Here is a 21682-nt window from a genome sequence, read left to right on the forward strand (position 1 = left end):
TCACGCCGGACGGCTCAGAAAAAAAGCCGGTGCGCATCCCTGCGCACCGGCTTTTTTTTATCAGGGACCGCATCTGCCGGGCAGACCTCACCCGGCCCGCTCCGGCACCCGCCCGGAGGTTCCCGCCTGACGGCGCCACAATCCGGCATAAACCCCCTGCCCGGCCAGCAGCTCCTGATGGGTGCCATCTTCGGCAACCCGGCCGTCCTGCAAGACGATGATCCGGTCCATCCCGGCAATCGTCGACAGCCGGTGGGCAATCGCAATCACCGTCTTGCCCTGCATCACATCCATCAGGGTTTTCTGGATCTCTTCCTCAACCGCGCTGTCCAGGGCTGAGGTCGCCTCGTCCAGGATCAGGATCGGCGCATTTTTCAAGACCACCCGCGCAATCGCAATCCGCTGCCGCTGGCCGCCCGACAGCGCCACGCCGCGTTCGCCCACATGGGCATCATAGCCGCTGCGCCCCGCCTGATCCCGCAGCGCCAGGATGAACTCATGCGCCTCGGCCCGCTTGGCAGCCGCAATCATCTCCGCCTCAGTGGCGCCCGGATTGCCGTACAGGATATTGGCCCGCACCGACCGGTGGATCAGCGAGGTGTTCTGCGTCACCACCCCGATCTGGCTGCGCAGGCTGTCCTGCGTCACCTGGCTGATGTCCTGCCCGTCAATCAGAATGCGCCCGCCCTCGGGGTCGCGAAACCGCAAAAGCAGGTTGATCAGGGTCGATTTTCCCGCCCCCGACGGCCCGGCAAGGCCAATCCGCTGGCCCGCCGGAATCTCCAGATCAATCCCGTTCACGCCGCCGCGCGTGTTGCCATAATGATGGGTCAGCCTCTCAACCCGGACTTCCGCCTTGCCGACCTGCAACGCCGGCGCCTTGGGCGCGTCGGTGATGCCATGCGCCGCCGACAGTGAGCGCAGCCCCTCGCGGATCACCCCCATGTTTTCAAACAGCCGGATGGTCACCCACAGGATCCAGCCGCTCATCCCATTGAGCCGAATGGTCAGCGCCGAAGCCGCCGCCACCTCGCCCACGCTGACCTGTCCGCGCATCCACAGCCAGATGGCCGGTGCCACAACGATCAGGATCAGCACGCCGTTGATGGCGATGCTGCCAAAGGCCAGCGTCGTCATCATCCGCAAGAACCGCTGATACCGCGCCCGCAGGCGGCGCAGCGAAGACAGCGCATAAACCTGCTCCTGCTGGTTCTGGGCAAACAGCTTGACCGTTTCGATATTGCCATAGGCATCCACGATCCGCCCTGTCGCGGCAGACCGCGCATCCGACCATTTCTCGGCCGTGGCCGCGACGTTCAGCGCCACGTGGCGCACATAAAGGATGTACAGGCCCACCCACAGCACCAAAGGCACTGCCAGCCGCCAGTCGATCTGCGACAGCACCAGCACCGCGCCGATCATATAGGTGACCGCAAACAAGATCGCCTCGAACAGCATATGCACGCTGTCCTGCACCGCAGGCCCCATCTGCATCACCCGGTTGCTCAACCGCCCGGCAAAGTCATTCTGAAAGAACCCTACCGACTGCCCCAGCAAATGCCGGTGCGACTGCCAACGCACCTGTTCCTGCAGGTTCGACGACAGCGTCTGCTCCAGCAGCAGATGGTTCAGCCCCACCAGCGCCGGCCGCAGGATCAGCACGCAGAACAGCGCCAGCAGCATCTCGGTGCCATGCGCGGCCCAGAACGCAGCGGCGCCGGTTCCGGTCATCAGGTCAACCACCCGCCCGGAGTAAAAGATCAGCCCGCTTTCCATCAGCGCCGTCAGCACCCCGGTGGCAAACATCAGCGGCAGCCACTTTTTATAGGGTGCCAGCTGCTGCATCAGATAGGCCCGCAGGGTGGCCCGCGGCGGCGCCATCCGCTCTGCGGCAAAGGGATCGACAAGGTTTTCAAAAGCCCGGAACATGGGGACCCTCTCAAGGATTGTATTGGGATCGCTTGAGATGTGGGTTGCCGTTTCCGCCCTGCAGACGGTCCGCGGGCGGGGCCGAATCTGAAACCATTGCGAAAGATGCCTGCACCGCAGCCCGGCTGTTCTAGAATGCCCGCAGCCCTTTGTCAGCAGCGCAAATGCCCCGCACCGCAAAAAGCGCAGGCGCGGCGCCGCTTGGTCTGCCCCCTGATTACAGGTTGCAGCGCCGTAGCGATTCACTACATTACCTGTAGCCTAGTAAAATAGTAAGGAATTAAGCAATGCTCACCGACACCGGCCGCTTTGACACCCCCAACGGGGCGAAATACCTGCAGCAGCTCTGCAAGCATTTCGCCCATAAGGTCGAGGTGCAGTTCGACACCGCCGATGAAACCGGCCAAGGCACCGTTGCGCTGGGAATGGGACCCGCAACCCTGCATGCAACTGGTCAGGATCTGACCGCCAAGGTCACCGCCCCGACCCCCGAGGAACTCGATCATGCGCGGCAGATCATCGACAATCACCTCGCCCGTTTTGCCTTTCGCGAAGAGTTTAAAAACATGACCTGGCAATCCGCAACGGCCCCGGCCTGATCTTTACCGTATCCGGTAAATTCACTGACGCTTCACCCGCTCTCAGTCAAATTTATCGAATACAGTAAAATCTGTTGATTTGCCTCCGGCCACAGGGTATATTTATCGTATTCGGTAAAACGGAGCCCGCATGACCGATCAGAAACAGCCGGAGCTGATCCGCCTCGGCCAGTCCATCCGCAGTATCCGCAAGGGCAAGGGCCTGAGCCTGACCCAGCTTGCGCAACTGACCGGGGCCAGTGTTTCGGCCCTCTCCACCATCGAAACCGGCACCCGCGACGCGCGGGCGTCGACCCTGTACCGGATTGCCAAGGCCCTGCACGTGCCGGTGGCGGATCTCTTCGGCGCATCCCAGGACGCGGCGCCGCAAGCAGGCACCGCCGCCGGCTATGACCTTGGAGACCTGGAATGACCCTTCAGGTTCCGGTCTTCTATGCGCAGTTTCTGGTTGGCAGCATCACGGTGCATGACGACGGCACCACTGGGTTTGCCTATACGCCGGAATGGATCAGCACCCCCCGCGCCTTCCCGGTCTCGGTGCTGATGCCGCTTGGGTCTGATCCGTTTCCGAACAGCATTGCGGCCCCCTGGCTGGCCAACCTGCTGCCCGAAGAACAGCAGCTGGAAACCCTCAGCCGCTCCCTTGGACTGTCGAAAACAGATGCGGTTGCCCTGCTGCGCGAAATCGGCGGCGACACCGCCGGGGCGCTGTCTTTTGACAGCCCTTCCCTGCAAAACCAGTGGGATTATGTCCTGCTGACAGATTACTACCGCACCTCCAGCCCCCAAGACGCCCTGCAAGCGCATTTCAACGACCTGGCCCAGCGGCCATTTTTGGCCGGCGCCGATGGCGTCCGCCTGTCGCTGGCCGGCGGGCAGCAGAAATCCGCGCTCGCCGTTCTGGACCGGGACGGACGCCCGGTGCTGCAGCTGCCAGAGGACGGCAGCAGGCTGGCCATTCCCAGAAACGGCGCCCCCTCCACTGTCATCCTCAAGCCCGACAATCCGCGGCTGCCGGGCATCGTTGAAAATGAACTGTACTGCCTGACGCTTGCACAGAAGATCGGGATCCCCGCCGCCCGAGCCGCCTCCATCGCCCTTAGGACCCGCTCGGCCATATGCATTTTGCGCTATGACCGGCATCTGTCAACTTCCGGGCACATCCAGCGCTTGCATCAGGAGGATTTTGCCCAGGCCACGGCCACGCCGCCGGGCCGCAAGTACGAGGCCGGCACGGTTCCGGGCTTCACCCTCGCCACTCTGTTCGCCGCCGCCCGGCATCTTGAACCAAAGGACGTTCTCAACCTGTTTGACCAGTTCGCCTTCAACATCCTGGTGGCCAACACCGACGCCCACGCCAAGAATTATTCCATGCTGCACCGGCTTGGCCCATCGGTTGGGCTTGCCCCGCTTTACGATGTGTCCACGGTTCTGCCCTGGCCGGCCGTGAACCAGTATTTCGCCCAAAAAATCGGCGGCCGCAAACGCAAGCCCGCGGACGTGACACCGGATCACTTTGCGCAAATCGCAACCGAACTTGGCTTCCGCCCCGCCGAGGTCCTGAACCGGATCACCCGGCTGGTGGATCTGATGGTGGAACACCGCCCGGCAGCCGAGCAGCATGTTTCCGGCCTGCCCGGCACCGCGCCGGGCTATGTGGAACAGGCCGCTGATTGCGCCGAAAAAAACGCGCTCAGGATCGTGGGCCGGATCCCGAGAAACTGACCGCAGCGAAACCCGCATCACACCTGCCCGCAATCCGTCTGCGGCCTGGCTTGCTGGTTCAGTCTGAAACCATATCCGCGCTTGCACCGGCACCGGCACCGCATGCGGACACTTGCTTGCGGTACTGGCTTGGCGTCGCCCCCTCCCGCTGCCGGAAAGCGCGTTCAAAAGCCGAAACTTCAGAGTAACCCAGCCGCTCTGAGATATCATGAAGCTGCGCTCCGGGCGCCAGCAGCATGCGCTTGGCAATCTCCATCCGGCAGCCCGCCAGCAGCCCAGAGAACTTCTGCCCCTCATCCTCCAGCTTGCGCCGCAGGGTCCGGCGCGACATGCCCAAGGCGGTGGCGATGGCAGTCTGCTCGAAACTTTCGCGGCCGATCCGCATCAGCAGCTCGCGGCGCACCCGTACTGCAACCGGTGCTTCACGCTCGCTTTGCCGGGCGGTGCGGACCATCGACTGCGAGGCCGCCTTGAACGCCGGGCTTTCGCCGTCCGCCAGCGGCAGATCCAGTAGTGCCGCCGGAAACACCAGCGTGTTGGACGCAGCGGCAAACTGCACCGGGCAGCGCGGCCCGGCACTGCTGCGGCTTAGCAAGGCGCTTGATTCGTGCTCCAGCGACAACAGATCAGGCTGCCAGTCCGGCCCGGTGGCGGACTTCACCAGGCTATGGAACACCGACAGCGTCAGCTCCGCATCCTGCTGCCGCGGCCAAATGCCCGCATCCAGGATCCGGTAGGTCAGCAGCGCCTTGTCCGCCTCCATCGTCAGCCGCATTTCCGAGTCGCTCTGCACCATCGGAAAGGCATTGCGGAACAGCGACAACGCCGCCCCCAGCGTCGGCGCCTGCATGATGAAATCTCCAAGCGTGCCAAGATTTTGCAGATCAAACACCGATCCCACCCGCCAGCCGAAATCGGGCAGCCCCAGCTGGTCTGAGGCATGCTCGCAGAAGTCCACGAACTTCTTCAGGCCGATCTCTCCGTCCAGGTCATCAGGACCGAACCCGGCTGTGCGGAAAATCCTGCCGGTATCGCCGTTCATGAACTCAACAGCCCGCAGCGGGTCGTTCAAAGTGGTGGCCGAAATCCGGGGCTGATAGGTGTGTGGCATCGCGCGGTTCCTCAGGATTGCGCCAGAATACCGCAAAAACCGGCCATTCCAGAAAAATCACTGCAGACAGGGCCGCAGCCGCCGATTCTGTCCGGAAATGTCGGTTTGTTGTCCGGATGTGTCCGCCACAAGCGGCCGCTGGCCGGTGCACCTTGGGCAAATGGCACCTCAATTCGGCACCTTTGACATTGCAATCGCAGGCGGCGGCCCGGCCGGGTCGGTGGCCGCAATCCTGCTGGCGCGGGCCGGATACAGCGTGGCGCTGGCCACCCTGCCGCCGTGCGAGCCCCGGTATGAGGGCATGTCCGCCCGCGTCGCCGCAATCCTGCAAAGGCACGGGCTGCCGCTGGATGGCATCGGCCCGGCAGCGCAGCGCCATGTCAGCTGGGGCGCTTTCCAGGGCGGCCAGAACAGCGAGCATCCGGCCGACCGGAAGCAGTTCGACACCGGGTTGCTGCACACCGCCTGGGCTGCGGGTGTCACTGTATTTTTCAAGGCGGTGGCCAGTGTCCGCCCGGATGCGGGCGAAATCCGCCTGTCCGACGGGCAAAACCTCACCGCCGGCCTGCTGTTCGAGGCCCGCGGCCGCCGCGCCCCGCGCCAATCCACGGATTTGGACCGGGCAGAACTGATTGGGCCAGACACTATCTCGGTTGCTGGGTTTGTGCCGCCGCAGTCTGGATACATGGACACCCCGCGGATCGAAGCCCGGCCCGGAGGCTGGATCTGGTCTGCCCCTGCCGGGCAGGATCGGCTGTGGCTGCAGGCGGTGGGAGACGCGCAGTCGCTGGGCCAGACACGCGGCAAGGCAGCTGTGGCGGCGCTGTGGAATTCGGTTCTGGGGGATACCCCCCTGCCCCGCCAACCCGCCATTCATGCCATCGCACCGCAGCTGACCGCACCGGAACTGGACCCGCGATGCCCCCGGCTGGGTGATGCGGCGGTGGCGCTGGATCCTTTGTCGGGGCACGGGATGTTCTGGGCGGTGTCCTCGGCGCTGATGGCGGTGCCCATCGCACGGGCGCTGCTGGACGGCCAGACGGCGCTGGCCTGCGATTTCTATCGCAACCGGGTGGCCGAAACCTTTTGGCGGCAGGCCCGTGTGGGCCGTGATTTCTACCGCGAGGCGGGACTTCAATCACCCTTCTGGCAGCCGCGCGCGGCCTGGCCCGATGACGCCCCGGCGCATGACACAGATATCCGCCCGCATGCCGCCACACGGGTCATCGTCCAGAACGGCCATCTCGCGCGCCGCGAAGTGCTGATCACCCGCGATGCCCCCGGCGGCGCCGCCTTTGCTGCCGGGCAGGAGATCGTGCCGTTGCTGCGCCGCCTGAACGGGCGGCCGCTGCCGGGTCCGGCCCGGTTTCATACCTCAGTATTACCAGAGGCCCCGCCGCAGGCCGCCCGCGCCATCCACCAATGGCTTTTGTCGCAAGGCTTTACCGAGGGGGTGCAGATCCCCTGGGACACCACAAACAGGGAGACCAATCCATGCAATTACGACCCCGCAGTCTGACGGCTGCACTCCTGATATCCGCCGCCGGGGCGACGCCTGCGCTGGCCAGCGAGGAATTGCTGCAGAACATCTGTTCCAGCTGCCACACGGCACAGGAAACCGGGTTGAGCCGCATCAGCGGCCAGCGCAAAACACCCGAAGGCTGGATGATGACCATCGTTCGGATGCAACAAGCGCATGGGCTGGAGATCAGCCCTGAGGACCGCCGCGCCATCGTGCAGCATCTGTCGGACAGCCAGGGCCTGGCCCCCACTGAGGCCGCCCCCTTCCGCTATGCGATGGAGAAGGACCCGAACGCGCAGGAGAGCTTTGACGAGCCCTTTGCCTCGATGTGCGCACGCTGCCACACCGGCGCGCGCGGGCTGCTGCAGAACCGCACCGCCGAGGAATGGGCGCTGCACATGGATTTCCATGTCGGCCATTTCCCCACTATCGAATACCAGGCGCTTGGCCGCGACCGCGAATGGTACAAGATCGCCCGGACCGAGATCGCCAGCTATCTGGCCGAACAGAACCCGCTGGAAACCGCCGCATGGGTGGACTGGCAGGCCGCAGCCAAACAGCCAGTGGCAGGCGACTGGGTGGTGATGACCGACTTGCCCGGCATCGGCGAAGCCTACGGGCGGCTGACGGTCACAGGCGATGCCTCGCCTTATCAGGTCAGCGGCGAGTTCGTGACCACAGACGGCACCAAACATCCCGCCTCTGGCCAGATGAACCTTTACACCGGCTATGAATGGCGCGCCAATCTGGACATCGGCGGCACTGCCTACCGTCAGGTATTGGCCCTGTCCGAGGATGGCAACGCCCTGCAGGGCCGCCAGTTCGACCGCAGCAACGACGCCCTTGGCGCACCGCTGACCGGTGCCCGTGCCGGAACAGGCAGCGTCATCCTCGGCACCGTCCCCTCCGCCGTTCCGGCAGGTGAGGCCCAGGTTCAGGTGGTCGGCACCGGTCTGGACAGCCTCGCCAGCTCCAGCGGCGATGCAGCCGCAAACAGCTTTGGCGCAACCCTGTCGCTGACGGCTGAGGGCAATGGCACCGTCACCTTCAGCGCGGACGGGGCCGAAGGGCAGATCGCCCATTACACCTCGGTCGACAGCATCCGGGTAGAGCCGGAATTCACCATCGCCCGCGTCGGCGGCGGCAGCGATACAGGCCCAGAAGCCGTGCCTGCCTATTTCAACGCGGTTGGCATGTGGAACGGCCCCGACGGCAAGGCCGGAACCGACGACGACATCCGTATAGGCCGGATCACAGCGCAGTGGACCGTTGCCAACGCGCATGAACACGCAGCCCACATGGAAGACACCGAATACGCAGGCGTCATGCAGGCCAACGGCATCTTTGCGCCTGCGATTGCCGGCCCCAACCCCGACCGCCCCTTCAGCGCCAACAACGCAGGTGAGCTGAAAGTGCAGGCCGAGGCGATGGGCCAGCAGGCCGAGGCCATGCTGATCGTCACCGTGCAGCGCTTCATCGATCCGCCGATCCGCTGAAGCACAGGGAGAAAGACCATGAAAGACTTTCACTATCAGCCCGCCAATGCGCACCGGGTATCGGTCGATGGGCGCGAGGTTCTGTTCCACGTCCCCACCACCTCGATCTTCGAGATGGACAGCACCGACCGCGACATCCTTGATTATGCCGCGCAGGCGCAGGCGTTCTCCATGGACGCATTTGAGGCGCGGTTTGCGGCCACGGATGCGGCGGCCCGGCTCGACGGGCTGGTGCGGCTGGATATCGTTAACGACGGCCGCCCGCTGCAACCGGAACGCCCGCCGATCGAGATCGAGAACTTTCCGCTCACCACCATCGTTCTGAACGTCAACACCGGCTGCAACCTGGCCTGTTCCTATTGCTACAAGGAGGATCTGGCGGTGCCGTCCAAGGGCCAGAAGATGGCTTTTGAGACCGCGCAGAAATCGGTCGAGATGCTGCTGGCGGAAAACCCGGACCGCGACAGCTATAACGTGGTGTTCTTCGGCGGCGAGCCGCTGTCGAACCAACCGCTGATCCGTCAGGTGGTGGACTGGGCCGAGCCGCATTTTGCTGCCCTTGGCAAGGCGGTGAACTTCAGCCTGACGACCAATGCCACCCTGCTGACCGAACCGCTAATCGACTGGCTGGACCAGCATAAATTCGGCCTCACTGTGTCCATCGACGGCCCCAAGGCGCAGCACGACCTGAACCGCAAAACGGTCGGCGGCAAGGGCACCTATGATGCGGTCGCCGCCAAGGCCCGGCTGCTGCTGTCGCGCTACACATCGAAACCGGTGGGCGCCCGCGTCACCCTGACCGCCGGTGTCACCAACATCCATGAAATCTGGGACCATCTGATCAACGATATCGGCTTTGCCGAGGTCGGGTTTTCGCCGGTGACCTCGGGCGACATGGATGCCTTCAACCTCAACGGCGCCGAACTGCTGGAGGTGTTCGAGGGCATGAAATCCTTGGGCCGCCTCTATGTCGAAGAGGCGCTGAAGGGCCGCAACATCGGCTTTTCCAACATGCACCAGATGATGAACGACCTCTACGAGGGGCGATCCAAGGCGCTGCCCTGCGGTGCCGGGGTGGGCATGCTGGCGGTCAATCACGACGGCGCGCTGAACCTGTGCCACCGGTTTACCGGATCGGACATGGACCAGTTCGGCACCGTTGACGAGGGCATCAAGCGCAAGGAGCTGTCGGGCTTTATCAAGGCACGGTCCGACCGGACCGAGAAAGGCTGCGCCACCTGCCGGATCCGCAACCTGTGCGCGGGCGGCTGCTATCACGAAAGCTATGCCCATTTCAGCGACCCGATGATGCCGACCTACCACTACTGCGACCTGATGCGCGACTGGATCGACTTTGGCGTCGCCGCCTATGCCGAACTGATCGCCCGGGCGCCGCAGTACTTCCACCACCATGTTGCGCCGAGGAGGGCGTTTGGAAAATGAAACCGCTCAATCAGAAAGCCGAACGCGTCCAGCAGGCCGCAACCCAGGGCCAGATGGAAGAGGTCCGCGCGATGCAGACCGTGACCGCCGGCTGCGCCACCACCTTCGATCCCGGCTGGGAGGTCGACCCTTTCGGCGGCCTTGCCGCCCTGTGCCAGCCGATGGAAGCGGATCTTTATGGCTGCTCCGACCCCTGCTGGTGGCCCGCCCAGGTGCCCGACATCATGGTCAACCACCAGAACTGGGACGAAGGCGCACCCAACGCCGCCAAGGACTGGCGCGCGCTTGGCGCCACCTACCCCACTGACGCCGAAACCTAAGGAGACCCGCATCATGAAAACCGCGTTTTTTGCTGCTGCCGCGCTCTGCGCCTCCGCCCTGCCGCTGGCCGCCGGCGACCTTCTGGTGACGGTGGCCCGGCCGTCGAACCTCTATGTCTTTGACGCTGATACCCGCTCGGTCAAAGCCGACTGCGATCTGGGCGCCAACGTGACCCCCGGCGTCATCGCCATGTCGCCGGACAACCGCATCGCCTATGTGCTGCTGAACCACTGGCAGGATGTGGTCGGCGTCGATATCCAGACCTGCGAGAAAGTGTTCCATGCCGCCCAGTCCGAGGGCGACGTGACCCGCCGCTCGCTCGCCTCGCTTGCCGTCTCCAAGGACGGCAGCCAGATCTACACGGTGCGCAATCCCGTGCGTAAACTGACCGACCGTTACGAGGTAATGCAGCCCGAATTTGCCGTCTATGACGCCAGCGCCGGGCTGGAGGCCACCCCCGCGGCAGTATTCGAAGCACCGCGCCGCTCCACCCTGATGGCCAGCGACCGCAACGGCCAGGTCTATGTCGCGGGGCATGAGATCTACCGCGTTGATCCCGCCACGGGCGAAACCGAAGTGGCGATAGCCAATGCCAGCTGGGACCGCCCCACCTACAGCCCGCCGGATGTGCTCGCCTTCTGGCCCACCGGCAGCCAGAACGACGAGATGCTGCTGATGTACACAGCGGCGGTATTCACCGACGAGTCTCAGCAGGAGCTGGCAGATTTTGTCTGGGGCTACCAGTCTGTTGACCTGACCACCGGCAAGACCGAGATCGCTGATTTCGCCTCCTTCGAGGTGCTGATGTTCTCAGCCGCACGCAGTGCAACGGACCCCAAGCACCTTTACGGCGTCTATACCCAGCTTTCCAAACACAACCTGGACACCCGCGAGCTGGTTAAGCGCGTGGACCTGCCGCACACCTATTACGTGATCAACGTCTCCAGCGACGGGCAAGAAATCTATGTCGGCGGCACCAATGACGACATCGGCATCTATGACAGCGAAACGCTGGAGCGCATCGGCGAGATCCGGGTGCCCTCCGGCGGGGATATGTCGGTCTCCACCCTGCACGTGGTTCCGCAGGGATGACCGCTCCGGCGGCGCATACCTCCCCCCAGCCGAACCGCCCCGCGGCGGCCCGCGCCTGGCCGCATCTGCCTGCCCGGGCCGGTGCGGCGCTTTTTTCACCCTCCGCTGCTGCCTGGCTGATGCCGCTGCTGCGCCCGCACCGCCTCCGGCTGGCGCTGCTGCTGCTGATCAGTTTTCTGGCTGCTGCACTCGGCCTGCTGCCGCCCTATATCAGCAAGCTGGTGATCGACCGCGGCCTGATGGGTGGAGATGCGGCCCAGCTGGTGGTCTGGTCGCTGGCGCTGTTTGCCATTGGCCTCCTGGCCACCGCCACCGGCGCGCTCAGCAATATCCTGCATATGCGCGCCTCGGTCCGGATGCTGGCGCAACTGCGGCGGCGTCTGCTGTCCCGGCTGGCCGCCAAACCCGCCGGCTGGTTTGCTGCGCAGCGCGCAGGCGAGCTGCTGGCGCGGGTTGATGGCGACGCCGCAGAAGTGCAGAAATTCGCCTTCAACGCGGTGCTGGGCGGCTCATCGGCGCTGATCCGGCTGATTGGCGGCTCGGCAATGCTGATGGTGCTGGACTGGCGGCTGGGCCTGCTGACGGCATTGCTGGCCCCGGCTGAGCTGCTGTTCCTGATCTGGGCCCGCCCCCGCACCGAACGCCACGCCGCCGCAGTGCGCGAGATGCAGGGGCGCTACGCCGCCGGCCTCTCGGAAACCCTGTTCGGCCTGCCCGCGCTGCAGGCCGCCCGCGGCACCCTTTGGGCAGAGCGGCGCAGCCTGCGCGACCACGCCGGGCTGAACCGCCGCCTGATTGCGCAGAACCTGTGGGGCGAGTTTACCCGCGCAGTGCCGGTGCTGCTGTCGGCGCTGACCCGCGCGGCGATCTTTCTGGCGGGCGGGCTGATGGTGATCCGCGGCGACTGGCCGCTGGGATCCCTGATCGCTTTCATCGCCTACATGGGCTTTATGACCGGGCCGATGCAGTCGCTGCTGGGCCTGTGGCACGCGCAGGCGCGGGTCAAGGTTGCGGTGGCGCGGCTGGATACGGTGATGCAGCCCGCCGCCCCCCGGCCCGCGGCTCCCTTTGCCCCCGCAGGCTATGCCCTGCAACTGGACGGCGTGACCGTCGCCCGCGGCCAGGCGGCGCCGCTTGGCCCGCTGAGCCTCACCATCCCCCAAGGCACCAAACTGGCCCTCAAAGGCGCCAGCGGCGCCGGTAAAACCTCGCTGATCGCGGTGCTCTGCGGGCGGGCGCAACCGCTGTCCGGGCAGATCACACTGGGCGGTGCGGACCTTGGCCAGCTTGGCGGCGCCACCCTGCCCCAAGGGGTGGCCTATGCCGGCCAGCGCCCGCTGACCCTGCGGGCCAGTCTGCGCGACAACCTGTTTCAAAGCCGCGCCTTCTGGGCCAGCCCCGGCAGTGAAACCCGTATCTGGCAGCTGCTGGAGCTGTTCGGCTTGGCGGAACGGTTCCGCAGCGCAAACGGTCTCGACACTATGCTGGGCGAAAGCGGGCTGACGCTGTCGGGCGGCGAACGCCAGCGCCTTTGCCTGCTGCGCGCGCTGCTTGACCCCTTCGGTATCCTGATCCTGGACGAGGCCCTGTCCGAGGTCGATCCCGCCACCGCCGCCCGGATCCTCAGCCATATCGACAAGAGTTTCCCCCATTCCACCCGCATTATCACCGCCCACGGCGGTGCTGCGGCGAGCGTGCAATTCGACATGGAGATCACCCTGACGGAGGCCAGAACATGACCCCTGCCCCGCTGATAGCCCTGATCGACGGCCCGCTGGCGGCAGACACCCCCGGCCTGACCTCCCGCTTCGATCTGTGCGAGGTGCATCCCCGCGCCGCCGAGAGCCCGGCAGCGCAACACGCCAGCCATATGGCCGCCGCCATCCGCAGCAATGCGCCCGACGCGCGGCTGCTCAACCTCACCATCTTTCCCGGCCGCCTCGCCATCTCCCTCGCAACCGTGGCCAGGGCCATGCACCGCGCCGCCTGTTGCGAGGCGCAGATCATCCACTGCTCCTTTGGCCATGCCAACGCCAGCCCGCTTCTGGCCGAGGCCGTCGCCGCAGTGCTGCAGGCGGGCAAGCTGCTGGTCGCCTCTGCCCCCGCCCGCGGCGCGCCGGTGTTTCCCGCGGCCTGCAGCGGGGTTCTGTCTGTCCAGGGCGATGCCCGCTGCACCCCCGGTCAGTGGTCGCGGCTCGACCAGCCGGGCGCGCACTTCGGCGCCTGCCCCGGCGGCCCTGACATGCCAGTGCGCGGCGCTAGCCTCGCTGCGGCGCATTTCACTGGCCTGCTGGCCCGCGCCCGCATGAACGGCGGGGTCAAAGAATTTCTGCAAATCCCGGCTTTTACCGGCCGCGAACGCATCGGCCTGCCGCCAGGCCCTGCCCCTCTTTTTCACACCCCAACCGCTGACAGATAAAAACAGGGAGAACCCAATGGACTACGCAATGCTCATCAACGGCGAACAGGTTTCGTCGGAACAGATGATCGACGTCATCAACCCGGCAACCGAGGCGGTCTTTGCCCGCGTGCCGCATGCCTCGGAGGCGCAGCTGAACCAGGCGGTGGCCGCCGCCAAGGCCGCCCAGCAGGCCTGGGGCGAGATCCCGATGGCCGCACGCCGCGCCAGGATCGAAGCGCTGGCGGCCGCCATCGGCGAGGAGGCGGACGAGCTGGCCCGGCTGATCACGCAGGAGCAGGGCAAACCGCTGCCCGAAGCACAGGGCGAGGTTGCCTGGTCGCAGGGCTATCTGGCCCATACCGCCACGCTGGAACTGCCCGACCGCATCATCCAGGACGACGCCGAATTCCGGATCGAGACGCGGCACAAACCGCTGGGCGTCGTGGCCGGCATCATCGCCTGGAACTTTCCGCTGCTGCTGTGCTGCTGGAAAATCGGACCGGCGCTGATGGCCGGTAATGCCATCGTGCTGAAGCCGGCCCCGTCCACCCCGGTCACGGCGCTGAAACTCGGCGAAATCTGCGCCCGCATCCTGCCGCCCGGGCTGGTCAATATCATCACCGATGCCAATGACCTTGGCCCCAGGCTGACGGCGCATCCGGATGTGGCCAAGATCGGCTTTACCGGCTCGTCGGAAACCGGCAAGCGGATCATGGCCGGCGCTGCCGCCACCATGAAACGTGTGACGCTGGAGATGGGCGGCAATGACCCCGCCATCGTGCTGCCGGACGTGGATGTGAAGGCTGCTGCGGAAAAGATCTATGGCGGCGCCTTCCTCAATGCCGGTCAGGTCTGCCTGGCGGTGAAACGCGCCTATGTGCACAGCGATATATACGAGGACATGTGCGCCGAACTGGCCTCCCTGGCCGAACAGGCGGTTGTCGATGACGGCATGAAACAGGGGACAACAATCGGCCCGATCCAGAACAAGGCCCAGTTCGACAAGGTCAAAACCTATCTGGACGACGCCCGCGCCAGCGGCCGGATCATTGCCGGCGGCACGGTCAAGGACGGCCCCGGTTACTTTGTGCATCCCACCATCGTGCGTGATGTGACTGACGGCCAGAAAATCGTCGACGAGGAGCAATTCGGCCCGATACTGCCGGTGATCCGCTTTGACGCCATCGATGATGTGATCGCCCGCGCCAATGCCTCGGACTACGGGCTGGGCGGGTCAGTGCATTCAGGTGATACGGCCAAGGCGGTTGACGTCGCCGGCCGCATTGAATCCGGCACCATCTGGGTGAACCAGCAGCTGAACATCGGCCCGCATATCCCGATGGCAGGCTTCAAAGGCTCCGGTCTTGGGGTAGAGCAATCGGTCGAAGGGCTGGCTGAATACACGCAGATGCAGGTGATCAACGTCGCCCGCGGCTGACCCCGCGCCGAACCGCTGAACGGCGGGCTGCATCCCAGCGGCCCGCCTTGCGATCAGGCTTTCTGACAAAGCGTCACAGCCAGTCTATTCCGCCGGGCGCCCCTCCCCCATGTACAGCTTCTGCATATCCACGAAATGCCCATTATCAAGCCGCTTGCGGATGGCGTCCCAGCCCTCCGGATTGCCCTCGATCACCCTGTACAGCTCCGCCGGCACGGTCATATATTCGATGTATTTCTCCGATGCGGTCTCCAGCCAGGCAAAGACATAGCCATCGCTGTCTTCGTCGGTGTTCACCAGGCGCAGCTCTATGCCTTCGGCCATCGGCACCGATTCAACACTGCGCAGGATGTGCAGCTTCATCATTTCGACAATCACGTCGTCCAGCCCCAGCTGCTTGACCAGCAGCTTTTCCCGCACCGCCGGCCAGCCGAAGGTCAGCCGCACCGCCAGCCCGCCGCCGATATCCCGCGCAGCCGCCGGCGCCTCGTTGCCGTAGCTGGCGGCAAACAGCGCCCCGGCCTCATCCTCAATTTCCAGATGATCCCGCAGGCGGCTGGCAGGCATTGCCGCGATCCAATGGCCGCGCCCGGCATCCAGATAGTTGAATTGCGGCTGCAGCCGGAAGCTTTCGCCGCAGGCATCGCAGGTCACGTCCTGAAACCGGTCTTCCAGTATATCGTCCCGCAGATCGGGGCGGCGGTCGGCGTTCACACTGCCCACGGCCATCATGGTCACCGGGGCCTCGCATTGCGGGCACACCAGATTGACGGGGTGAAAAAGCGACATCGGTCAACTGCCTTTCAATGGGTCAAAGTTTGGCCAGCCAGCCAACTGCCGGATGGTTCGGCTTCAGCTTGCCGGAATGATAGGCGGCATAAAGTTCCGAGAACCATTCCCCCGGAGCACGGAACTGATAGCCGGTGATCCCCTTGGCCCGCTCGCCCAGCAGATAGGAATTCCAAGTGTTCGGGTAGCTTTCCTGATACACGACACCGCCGATTTCGATCTTCTTGGCAATTGCCATGCTGGACCAGGGCTGGGCCGGTTCGGACGCCATGTCGATATGCGCCTGCATCTTGATGCGGCGGCTTTCCCACTCTTCGTCCGTGCAGGTCTCATCGGCCGGCTTATCCGGCACATGCGCGCCTTTGTTATGCGCCATATACTCGGTCGCATAAGCCTTGTCATAGCTGAACTTGGTGGCAATCTTCTCAGCAATAGCAGCGATATCCATGCCGTGTTCGGTCCAGCCGCCGTATTCCTTCTTGCCGCCGTTGCTTTTCATGAAGCTCTGCTTGTCGTCGACCGCATGGCCGACCTCATGCAGGGTGTTCCAGTTGAAAAAGGTGACAGGCTCCTCGTTCGCCGGTTTGCATTTTTCCAGCTCGGCGCGTTCTTCCGGGGTGGCGGCATCATCCAGGCTGCCAACCGCATCGTCGCTGCCAAAGGCATAATTGGGCGACACACCCGCATCGCCTTCATGCATCACAATCCGCTTCTCATTGCCCTGGTACATCGAGCCGCCCTTCGCGGCCTCATTGACCGCGAACTTCTGCAGCGAGTCGTTGTTCAGCGTGTGATCCAGCGGCAGATCCTGCATCGCCTTGTAGAAGGCGACAATATTCGGCCCCTTCAGATTGGCATCGGCGATTTCCGACGCAGGCGCCAGATTTTCATTGCTGAAGTTCTTGATATCACAGCCAAAACGCGCCTTGAACGCCACTTTGACCACAGCCCGCTGCGCCTCAGGCTCCAGGTTGTCGATCATCGCGTCCAGCTCGTCGGTGCCGTTGGGGCGCGACAGGATTTCCTTGATGTCGTCTTCCTTGGGCGGCGTGTTGGCCCGCATTTCAGCCATCACAAAGGCGCTGGTGCCGATGGCACGCGCCTCTTCCAGCAGCGTGATGGCCTCGCCCGGTTTCTTGCCCGCCACCGCGGCGGCGGCATCCGCCAGTTTCTTGCGCATGGTGTCGATGCTGGGCTTGATGGCATAGCGGTGCTCGTGCCCTTCCAGCACGGCCAGCCGCGGCTCCACCTCCGGTTTGGCCCGCAGCTCCTTGTACGCTTTGTGCTGTTCCGCCATCTCCAGCGCGGCTTTGGTCTGGGCAATGGCCGCCTCGATGTCCGCACTGGCCTTGGTGTAATTCTGCCCGCCCTTGGCCGCGGTTTCGGCACCAGCCAGCAGTTTCTCGACCGCGTCGGTCTCATCCTTCACATAGGCCGCTTCACCGTGACCGGTAACCGGGGTCAAAGCAGCACGTGCGCGGGTGATTTCCTGTTCGATGAACGCATATTGCGAGATCACCTCATCCGCCGTGTTGCAGGCTTCCAGCGCGGCCAGCAGATGGCCCTTGGCGGTCTTGGCGTCCAGCCCGTCCTTGCCGCAGTTTTCAATCTCGGCATTTGCGGTATCCAGATGCGGCTTGGCCACGGCGGCGTTTTCACGGCTGCCGACCACCTTGATCGACAGTTTTGCCGCCTGCACCTGCGGCCACCAGGGGGCGCTGTCCTCATCGCCGCCAATGGCCGAGTTCACCGCCTCAAGAATACCATGGGTGTTGGCCGAGCTGATCGCCTCCTCAGCCGAGGCCGTCACCTCTTCGGCCATGGTCTTGGCAGTTGCATAATCGCTTGGCGCCAGTTTCACCAGATTATCGTATTTCGCGGTCAGCCGGGTCAGCTGCGCCGCGATCGCATCGGCATGCTTGTGGGCTTTTGCCTCGGCCAGCTTGGCCTCAGCCGCGGCCCGCGCGGGTTCATAGGCAGACGAGCCCTGGATCGAGGTCAGCAGCGCCTTGGCGTCTGCGGTGATCTGCTTCAGCAGCTTGATTGCCTGGGAATAATCATTCTCGCCCAGATCGGTCCTGGCGGTATCCAGCTTGGCCGCGGTCAGCCGGTCCGCCATCGCCTTGATCCGGTCCTTGGTGGCATCGTTGTTTTCCGGCGCCAGCGCATCCACCGCCGCCTGCGCGTCAGTGACAGCCTGATTGTACGGGGCCGCCGCCGCAATCAGGCGCTGGCACGCGGTGATTTTCTGATAGGCTTTCTCGAACATCGCCTTGGCAGCTGTGTACGTATGCGCCGCCTTCGCCGCCTCGTATTTGGCGTAATCCGCATCCGCGCGTGCGATCTGATGCACGCCGGCTTCGTTGCCCGGCCCGATCAGCGCTGCACGAGGCACAACGAAATACTGGTTTTCCCAGCCCAGCACCGTCTTCAGCGTTTTCAGATCCTCATCCGTGGCTTTTTCCCAGCCCGCGGCAGCCTTGGCCTTGTCCGCAGCACCTTGGAAATCCCGGGCGGTCTGCTTGGTGGTGCTTTCATCCAGCAAGTCCTGGATTTCGGTCTTGCGATGGGTGAGCTGGGTCTCAACCGCACCGCCTTCAGTGGTGATCTTGGCAATCACTGCGGTGGCCCTGGTCCGGTCTGCCTTGATGGCCTTGTACAGCTCGCCATCGGCGCGGGCCTGCTCCGCCATCTTGCGCGCCGCCGCAATCTTGGCCTCCGCCCCCTTGTAATCATAACCCTCCGGCTTGATCAGATCATCCGCCTCCCCAGTCAGCCGGGTGATGTCATCCAGATGCGGCTGCAGGCAGGCGGCATCGTTCAGCGGCGCCAGTGCAGCGGCCTGTGCCGCCAGCGAGGTCTTCAGCTCGCCATAAGCGCGATGCTGGTGAACCAGCACCATGGCCATCTTCAGGTTCGAAATGGCGCTGTCCAGATGCGCCCTGGCATCGTCGTATTTCTTGGCCGTCTTGGCTTTTTCCGCTTCTGCCGCGGGCAGTTGCGCCTTGGCGATCAGCGCGGTGAAATCATTACCGGCATCCGCCGCAACAACCTTGTCGCGGATATCGGTGAAGACCTTGAACGCCGGGTCCCATTTCTTTTTCAGATCATCAAGCGCAGCGGTGTCGGTCATCCCGTCCAGCTCAACCGAGGCTTCCGCCGCCGCCTTGGCGCTGTCCACCCGTTTTTCCGCGTCCGCCACGCAGGTGTTCGCCGTGGTGAAATCCAGCTTCAGCGCCGCTGCCGCCGCCTCAGCCATCAGTGCCTTGGCATCGTCCAGCATCGGTGCCGCCTGGGCCACATTCTTCAGGGGGTCGATCTTGCCCTGAACCGCCAGCCGTTTTTCCTTGTAGGCCTTGCAGGCATCCGCCTGGGCCGTGGCTGCGGGCCAATCGCCCTGGGTGGCATCCAGAAGGGTCAGCGCGGTTGAGTATTTGTGCAGAACAGCTTCCGCCTTGGCCGAAGCAAGATCCGCCTCCATTTTCAATATGATGACCTGAATGCCCGAGGCACCGTCGTGGTCCTTGAAATCCTTCAGCTTGGCCTCAAAGGCCGTTAGTTTGGGCGCATACTGCTGAACAACCGGGATTTCTTTTTCAATGAAGGGCCGCACGCTCCAGAACTTGCCGAGCTTCTTCAGGGACTCGCCGTAATCCTTGGTCGTGGCCACATCTGAATCGGTGTAATAGCCGTTTGCTTCATCCAGCTTATCGGTCAGCAGCGTTTTGATTGCAGCCGCCAGACCAGCCCAGCTGTCGACCCAGGTCTTGGCATTCGGGCGCTGGGTTTCATAGGTTGTCCGCTGCTTGCGCACCTTGGCGGTCTTGCCATGAACCGTAGCAACTTCGTCAAGCTTTTTGATGCCGTCTTTGAATTTCTTCGCGGCCTTGTCCACCTGCGCCGCATCATACAGACGCTCCATTTCGCGCGCCGCGTCATCAATCGCAGGATCGCCGACCGAGACACCGCGGGCCGCATCGGCCAGGGCCTTGCGGTCCGGGTCAAGCGCCATGAAATGCGCAAAGTCATCGGCCAGAATCTCGGCCTTGGCAATTTCAGCCTCCGCTGCGGCCAGATCATCCGTGGCGGTTTTCAGATCGTGGCCCTTGGCCTTGTCGACCGCAGCCGTGCGCAGCCCGTTGATCCGGGTGATTTCCGGCGCAATCTCCGGCGCCGCGGCCTTGGGGTGGCTGGTCAAAGGCACCAGCCGCAGATCGAAAATCTCCAGCGCCTTCTGAAAAGCGGTCTTGGCGCCGGTGTCGGCGGCAACGGCCTTTTCCAACGCATCCAGCGCCTTTTCCCCGGCCTCCAGTTTGGCGCCATTGGCGTCTTCGGGTTTTGCCTTGGCCTGCGCGGCCAGTGCTTCGACCTTGTCGAGCGCGGCTTTCCACTTGTCAGGTGTCTGGCTGACAGCCTCGGGCACCATGGTGTTGTAGGTCTTGACCGGCCCGTCGCGCAGCGCCTTCAGCGCCGCCTCGATCCGGGCGATCTGGTCTGCCAGATCGGCATCTGCCGTATCGCCGCCAGCGTCATCCGAAGGCGGTGCCGCCTGTTCCGGCGCCTTGGCCGGGGCGTCGGGCTTGGCGGTGGTGACGGTATCCCCCTCCCCTGCCGATGCGGCTTCGGCAACCGCCGGTGCCGCGTCCTCTTCGGCAGTTTCGGCCGCCGCCTGGCGGGCCTTGGAAATGGCCTGGGCCAACGGCCCGACCGCCTTGAGCGCGCCTTCATAATCCGGCGGCGTGGCGGCCGCGCGGGCCTTGATCTGCGTCCAGACGTTTTCGATTTTTGCCGACTGCGGCGTCTTGAGCGCCAGAACCTCGGTGATCAGCGGCTCCAACTTGCCCGCGGCCTGCTGCCATTTGCCTTCCAGCAGGGTTTGCCGTTTGGCCCGGGCCGCGGCGTCCTGGGCCGCAGTCTTCATTTCGGCGGACAGTTTGGCGACATGCTCGAGCGCCGCCGCATAGCCGCTGCCCTCCGCCTTGGCCTGAATCGCCGTCCACAACGCGTCAGCCTTGGACAGGTCGATGCCGGCAATATCCCGGAGTTTGGCCAGATTGGCCTCAACCTTGGCGGAGGTGGTTTTCCATTTGGTTTCTGCCGGATCAGGTTCCGCCGAGGGCGCTGCCGTCGCTTCGGCGGGATCCTCGGTGACGGTATCGCCGCTGGCCGCAGGGGCCGCCTGCGGGCCTTCATCCGCGGCCTCCTCGTCGTCATCCGCCTCTGACTCAACGACATTTCCGCCGGGGTCCAGAATGAGGATCTTGTATTTCAGCCCCACCACCATGAACATCTTCTTGGCCTTGCGCGCCATGCCCGGCACTATCTTGCCCTCGACTGTCAGCGACAGTTCCTTGCCGTCCAGCGTCAGCGTCCCAAAGGTGAACTGCGGCGTCTCGCCGTCGGATTTGGCCTGCTTGCCCAGGACCTTGGCGGCCTTGGTCTTATGGGTGAGAAAGACCGAGTTTTCGATTTTCTTGCCAAAGCACAACCCGAAGGACAGCGCGCGCTTCTTCGCAATCGCCATCTGTTGCTTGATTTCTTTTGCGGCAGATCCATCAAGAGGCATGGGCAGCTCCTGAGTTAAAAAACTGTTTAAAACTGGGGTGTTAGCTAGTGCTACGTTCAAGCGTCGCATGGAACCCGGATTCCAGCAAGATTTTTTTCTTGTCAATTGCCTCAGGCTGCGCACACTCAATCTGGACATCCATCAAGGTGAGACGCTGATGACTTTCCAGCCAGCCGCTTTGGCCGAATGACGGGTTTGCGCCCTGCCCGTGCCATGATGCTTGCAGTCCTCGCAGGCCTGTGCGGCGGCG

At 64.0% G+C, this 21682-nt stretch carries 15 protein-coding genes; 11 read left to right on the forward strand and 4 right to left on the reverse strand.

Annotated elements, in window-relative coordinates; genetic code table 11:
* Positions 1-87 precede the first annotated feature (87 nt).
* Positions 88-1929 carry an ABC transporter ATP-binding protein gene (locus AQUI_RS0125715; protein ID WP_027260066.1) on the reverse strand — a complete coding sequence of 614 codons (1842 nt, stop codon included), beginning with the start codon at positions 1927-1929 and terminating at the stop codon, positions 88-90.
* Positions 1930-2216: 287 nt separating this feature from the next.
* Between AQUI_RS0125715 and AQUI_RS0125720 the strand changes: the two genes are divergently transcribed.
* The 3 genes from AQUI_RS0125720 (at position 2217) to AQUI_RS0125730 (ending at position 4253) form a co-directional block, all read left to right on the forward strand.
* On the forward strand, positions 2217-2528 hold the full coding sequence (locus tag AQUI_RS0125720) for a DUF2218 domain-containing protein (RefSeq protein WP_027260067.1): 312 nt from the start codon (positions 2217-2219) through the stop codon (positions 2526-2528).
* A gap of 130 nt (positions 2529-2658) precedes the next feature.
* Positions 2659-2940, forward strand: a complete 282-nt coding sequence (locus AQUI_RS28990; RefSeq protein ID WP_051372062.1) for a helix-turn-helix domain-containing protein — start codon at positions 2659-2661, stop codon at positions 2938-2940.
* Entirely contained in the window at positions 2937-4253 is a 1317-nt protein-coding gene (locus AQUI_RS0125730) for a type II toxin-antitoxin system HipA family toxin (RefSeq protein ID WP_027260068.1), read from the forward strand. The genes AQUI_RS28990 and AQUI_RS0125730 overlap by 4 nt, the downstream gene beginning before the upstream one ends.
* Before the next feature lie 58 nt (positions 4254-4311).
* On the opposite strand, the gene qhpR is transcribed toward AQUI_RS0125730, so the two are convergent.
* Complete coding sequence (qhpR, locus tag AQUI_RS0125735) at positions 4312-5364, reverse strand: AraC-like transcriptional regulator QhpR (RefSeq protein WP_027260069.1); 1053 nt, start codon at positions 5362-5364, stop codon at positions 4312-4314.
* A 160-nt stretch (positions 5365-5524) separates the two neighbouring features.
* On the opposite strand from qhpR, the gene qhpG reads away from it, so the two are divergent.
* Genes qhpG through AQUI_RS0125775 form a run of 8 tightly spaced genes read left to right on the forward strand, consistent with a single transcriptional unit; the run spans position 5525 to position 15077 of the window.
* On the forward strand, positions 5525-6883 hold the full coding sequence (gene qhpG / locus AQUI_RS0125740) for a flavin-dependent monooxygenase QhpG (protein WP_027260070.1): 1359 nt from the start codon (positions 5525-5527) through the stop codon (positions 6881-6883).
* Positions 6859-8382 (forward strand): quinohemoprotein amine dehydrogenase subunit alpha, encoded by a 1524-nt coding sequence (gene peaA, locus AQUI_RS0125745; RefSeq protein WP_027260071.1) that lies wholly within the window; start codon positions 6859-6861, stop codon positions 8380-8382. Before qhpG ends, peaA begins: the two co-directional genes overlap by 25 nt.
* Before the next feature lie 18 nt (positions 8383-8400).
* Entirely contained in the window at positions 8401-9825 is a 1425-nt protein-coding gene (peaB, locus tag AQUI_RS0125750) for a quinohemoprotein amine dehydrogenase maturation protein (RefSeq protein WP_027260072.1), read from the forward strand.
* Positions 9822-10145 (forward strand): quinohemoprotein amine dehydrogenase subunit gamma, encoded by a 324-nt coding sequence (gene qhpC, locus AQUI_RS0125755; protein ID WP_027260073.1) that lies wholly within the window; start codon positions 9822-9824, stop codon positions 10143-10145. Before peaB ends, qhpC begins: the two co-directional genes overlap by 4 nt.
* Positions 10146-10158: 13 nt before the next feature.
* Positions 10159-11238 carry a quinohemoprotein amine dehydrogenase subunit beta gene (peaD, locus tag AQUI_RS0125760; RefSeq protein WP_027260074.1) on the forward strand — a complete coding sequence of 360 codons (1080 nt, stop codon included), beginning with the start codon at positions 10159-10161 and terminating at the stop codon, positions 11236-11238.
* Positions 11235-12977: an ABC transporter ATP-binding protein gene (locus tag AQUI_RS0125765; RefSeq protein WP_027260075.1), complete on the forward strand. Its 1743-nt coding sequence runs from the start codon at positions 11235-11237 to the stop codon at positions 12975-12977. Before peaD ends, AQUI_RS0125765 begins: the two co-directional genes overlap by 4 nt.
* A complete protein-coding gene (qhpE, locus tag AQUI_RS28995) occupies positions 12974-13657 on the forward strand; it encodes a subtilisin-like serine protease QhpE (RefSeq protein WP_051372063.1) in 684 nt (227 codons plus the stop codon). The genes AQUI_RS0125765 and qhpE overlap by 4 nt, the downstream gene beginning before the upstream one ends.
* A 16-nt stretch (positions 13658-13673) precedes the next feature.
* Positions 13674-15077: an aldehyde dehydrogenase family protein gene (locus AQUI_RS0125775; RefSeq protein WP_027260076.1), complete on the forward strand. Its 1404-nt coding sequence runs from the start codon at positions 13674-13676 to the stop codon at positions 15075-15077.
* Between the two features lie 84 nt (positions 15078-15161).
* On the opposite strand, the gene AQUI_RS0125780 is transcribed toward AQUI_RS0125775, so the two are convergent.
* Both AQUI_RS0125780 and AQUI_RS31050 read right to left on the reverse strand, forming a co-directional pair.
* A complete protein-coding gene (locus AQUI_RS0125780) occupies positions 15162-15866 on the reverse strand; it encodes a CpXC domain-containing protein (RefSeq protein WP_027260077.1) in 705 nt (234 codons plus the stop codon).
* Between the two features lie 22 nt (positions 15867-15888).
* The gene (locus tag AQUI_RS31050) at positions 15889-21432 is read right to left on the reverse strand and encodes a hypothetical protein (RefSeq protein WP_027260078.1); all 5544 of its coding nucleotides are present in this window, start codon (positions 21430-21432) and stop codon (positions 15889-15891) included.
* Between the last annotated feature and the right edge of the window lie 250 nt (positions 21433-21682).

It is taken from the genome of Leisingera aquimarina DSM 24565 (assembly GCF_000473165.1).
Taxonomy (GTDB): domain Bacteria; phylum Pseudomonadota; class Alphaproteobacteria; order Rhodobacterales; family Rhodobacteraceae; genus Leisingera; species Leisingera aquimarina.

Excerpts from the sequence above, each read along its gene's own strand:
- AQUI_RS0125715 (WP_027260066.1), bottom strand. The coding sequence starts at position 1,929 with ATGTTCCGGGCTTTTGAAAACCTTGTCGATCCCTTTGCCGCAGAGCGG.
- AQUI_RS0125720 (WP_027260067.1), top strand. The coding sequence starts at position 2,217 with ATGCTCACCGACACCGGCCGCTTTGACACCCCCAACGGGGCGAAATAC.
- AQUI_RS28990 (WP_051372062.1), top strand. The coding sequence starts at position 2,659 with ATGACCGATCAGAAACAGCCGGAGCTGATCCGCCTCGGCCAGTCCATC.
- AQUI_RS0125730 (WP_027260068.1), top strand. The coding sequence starts at position 2,937 with ATGACCCTTCAGGTTCCGGTCTTCTATGCGCAGTTTCTGGTTGGCAGC.
- qhpR (WP_027260069.1), bottom strand. The coding sequence starts at position 5,364 with ATGCCACACACCTATCAGCCCCGGATTTCGGCCACCACTTTGAACGAC.
- qhpG (WP_027260070.1), top strand. The coding sequence starts at position 5,525 with ATGGCACCTCAATTCGGCACCTTTGACATTGCAATCGCAGGCGGCGGC.
- peaA (WP_027260071.1), top strand. The coding sequence starts at position 6,859 with ATGCAATTACGACCCCGCAGTCTGACGGCTGCACTCCTGATATCCGCC.
- peaB (WP_027260072.1), top strand. The coding sequence starts at position 8,401 with ATGAAAGACTTTCACTATCAGCCCGCCAATGCGCACCGGGTATCGGTC.
- qhpC (WP_027260073.1), top strand. The coding sequence starts at position 9,822 with ATGAAACCGCTCAATCAGAAAGCCGAACGCGTCCAGCAGGCCGCAACC.
- peaD (WP_027260074.1), top strand. The coding sequence starts at position 10,159 with ATGAAAACCGCGTTTTTTGCTGCTGCCGCGCTCTGCGCCTCCGCCCTG.
- AQUI_RS0125765 (WP_027260075.1), top strand. The coding sequence starts at position 11,235 with ATGACCGCTCCGGCGGCGCATACCTCCCCCCAGCCGAACCGCCCCGCG.
- qhpE (WP_051372063.1), top strand. The coding sequence starts at position 12,974 with ATGACCCCTGCCCCGCTGATAGCCCTGATCGACGGCCCGCTGGCGGCA.
- AQUI_RS0125775 (WP_027260076.1), top strand. The coding sequence starts at position 13,674 with ATGGACTACGCAATGCTCATCAACGGCGAACAGGTTTCGTCGGAACAG.
- AQUI_RS0125780 (WP_027260077.1), bottom strand. The coding sequence starts at position 15,866 with ATGTCGCTTTTTCACCCCGTCAATCTGGTGTGCCCGCAATGCGAGGCC.
- AQUI_RS31050 (WP_027260078.1), bottom strand. The coding sequence starts at position 21,432 with ATGCCTCTTGATGGATCTGCCGCAAAAGAAATCAAGCAACAGATGGCG.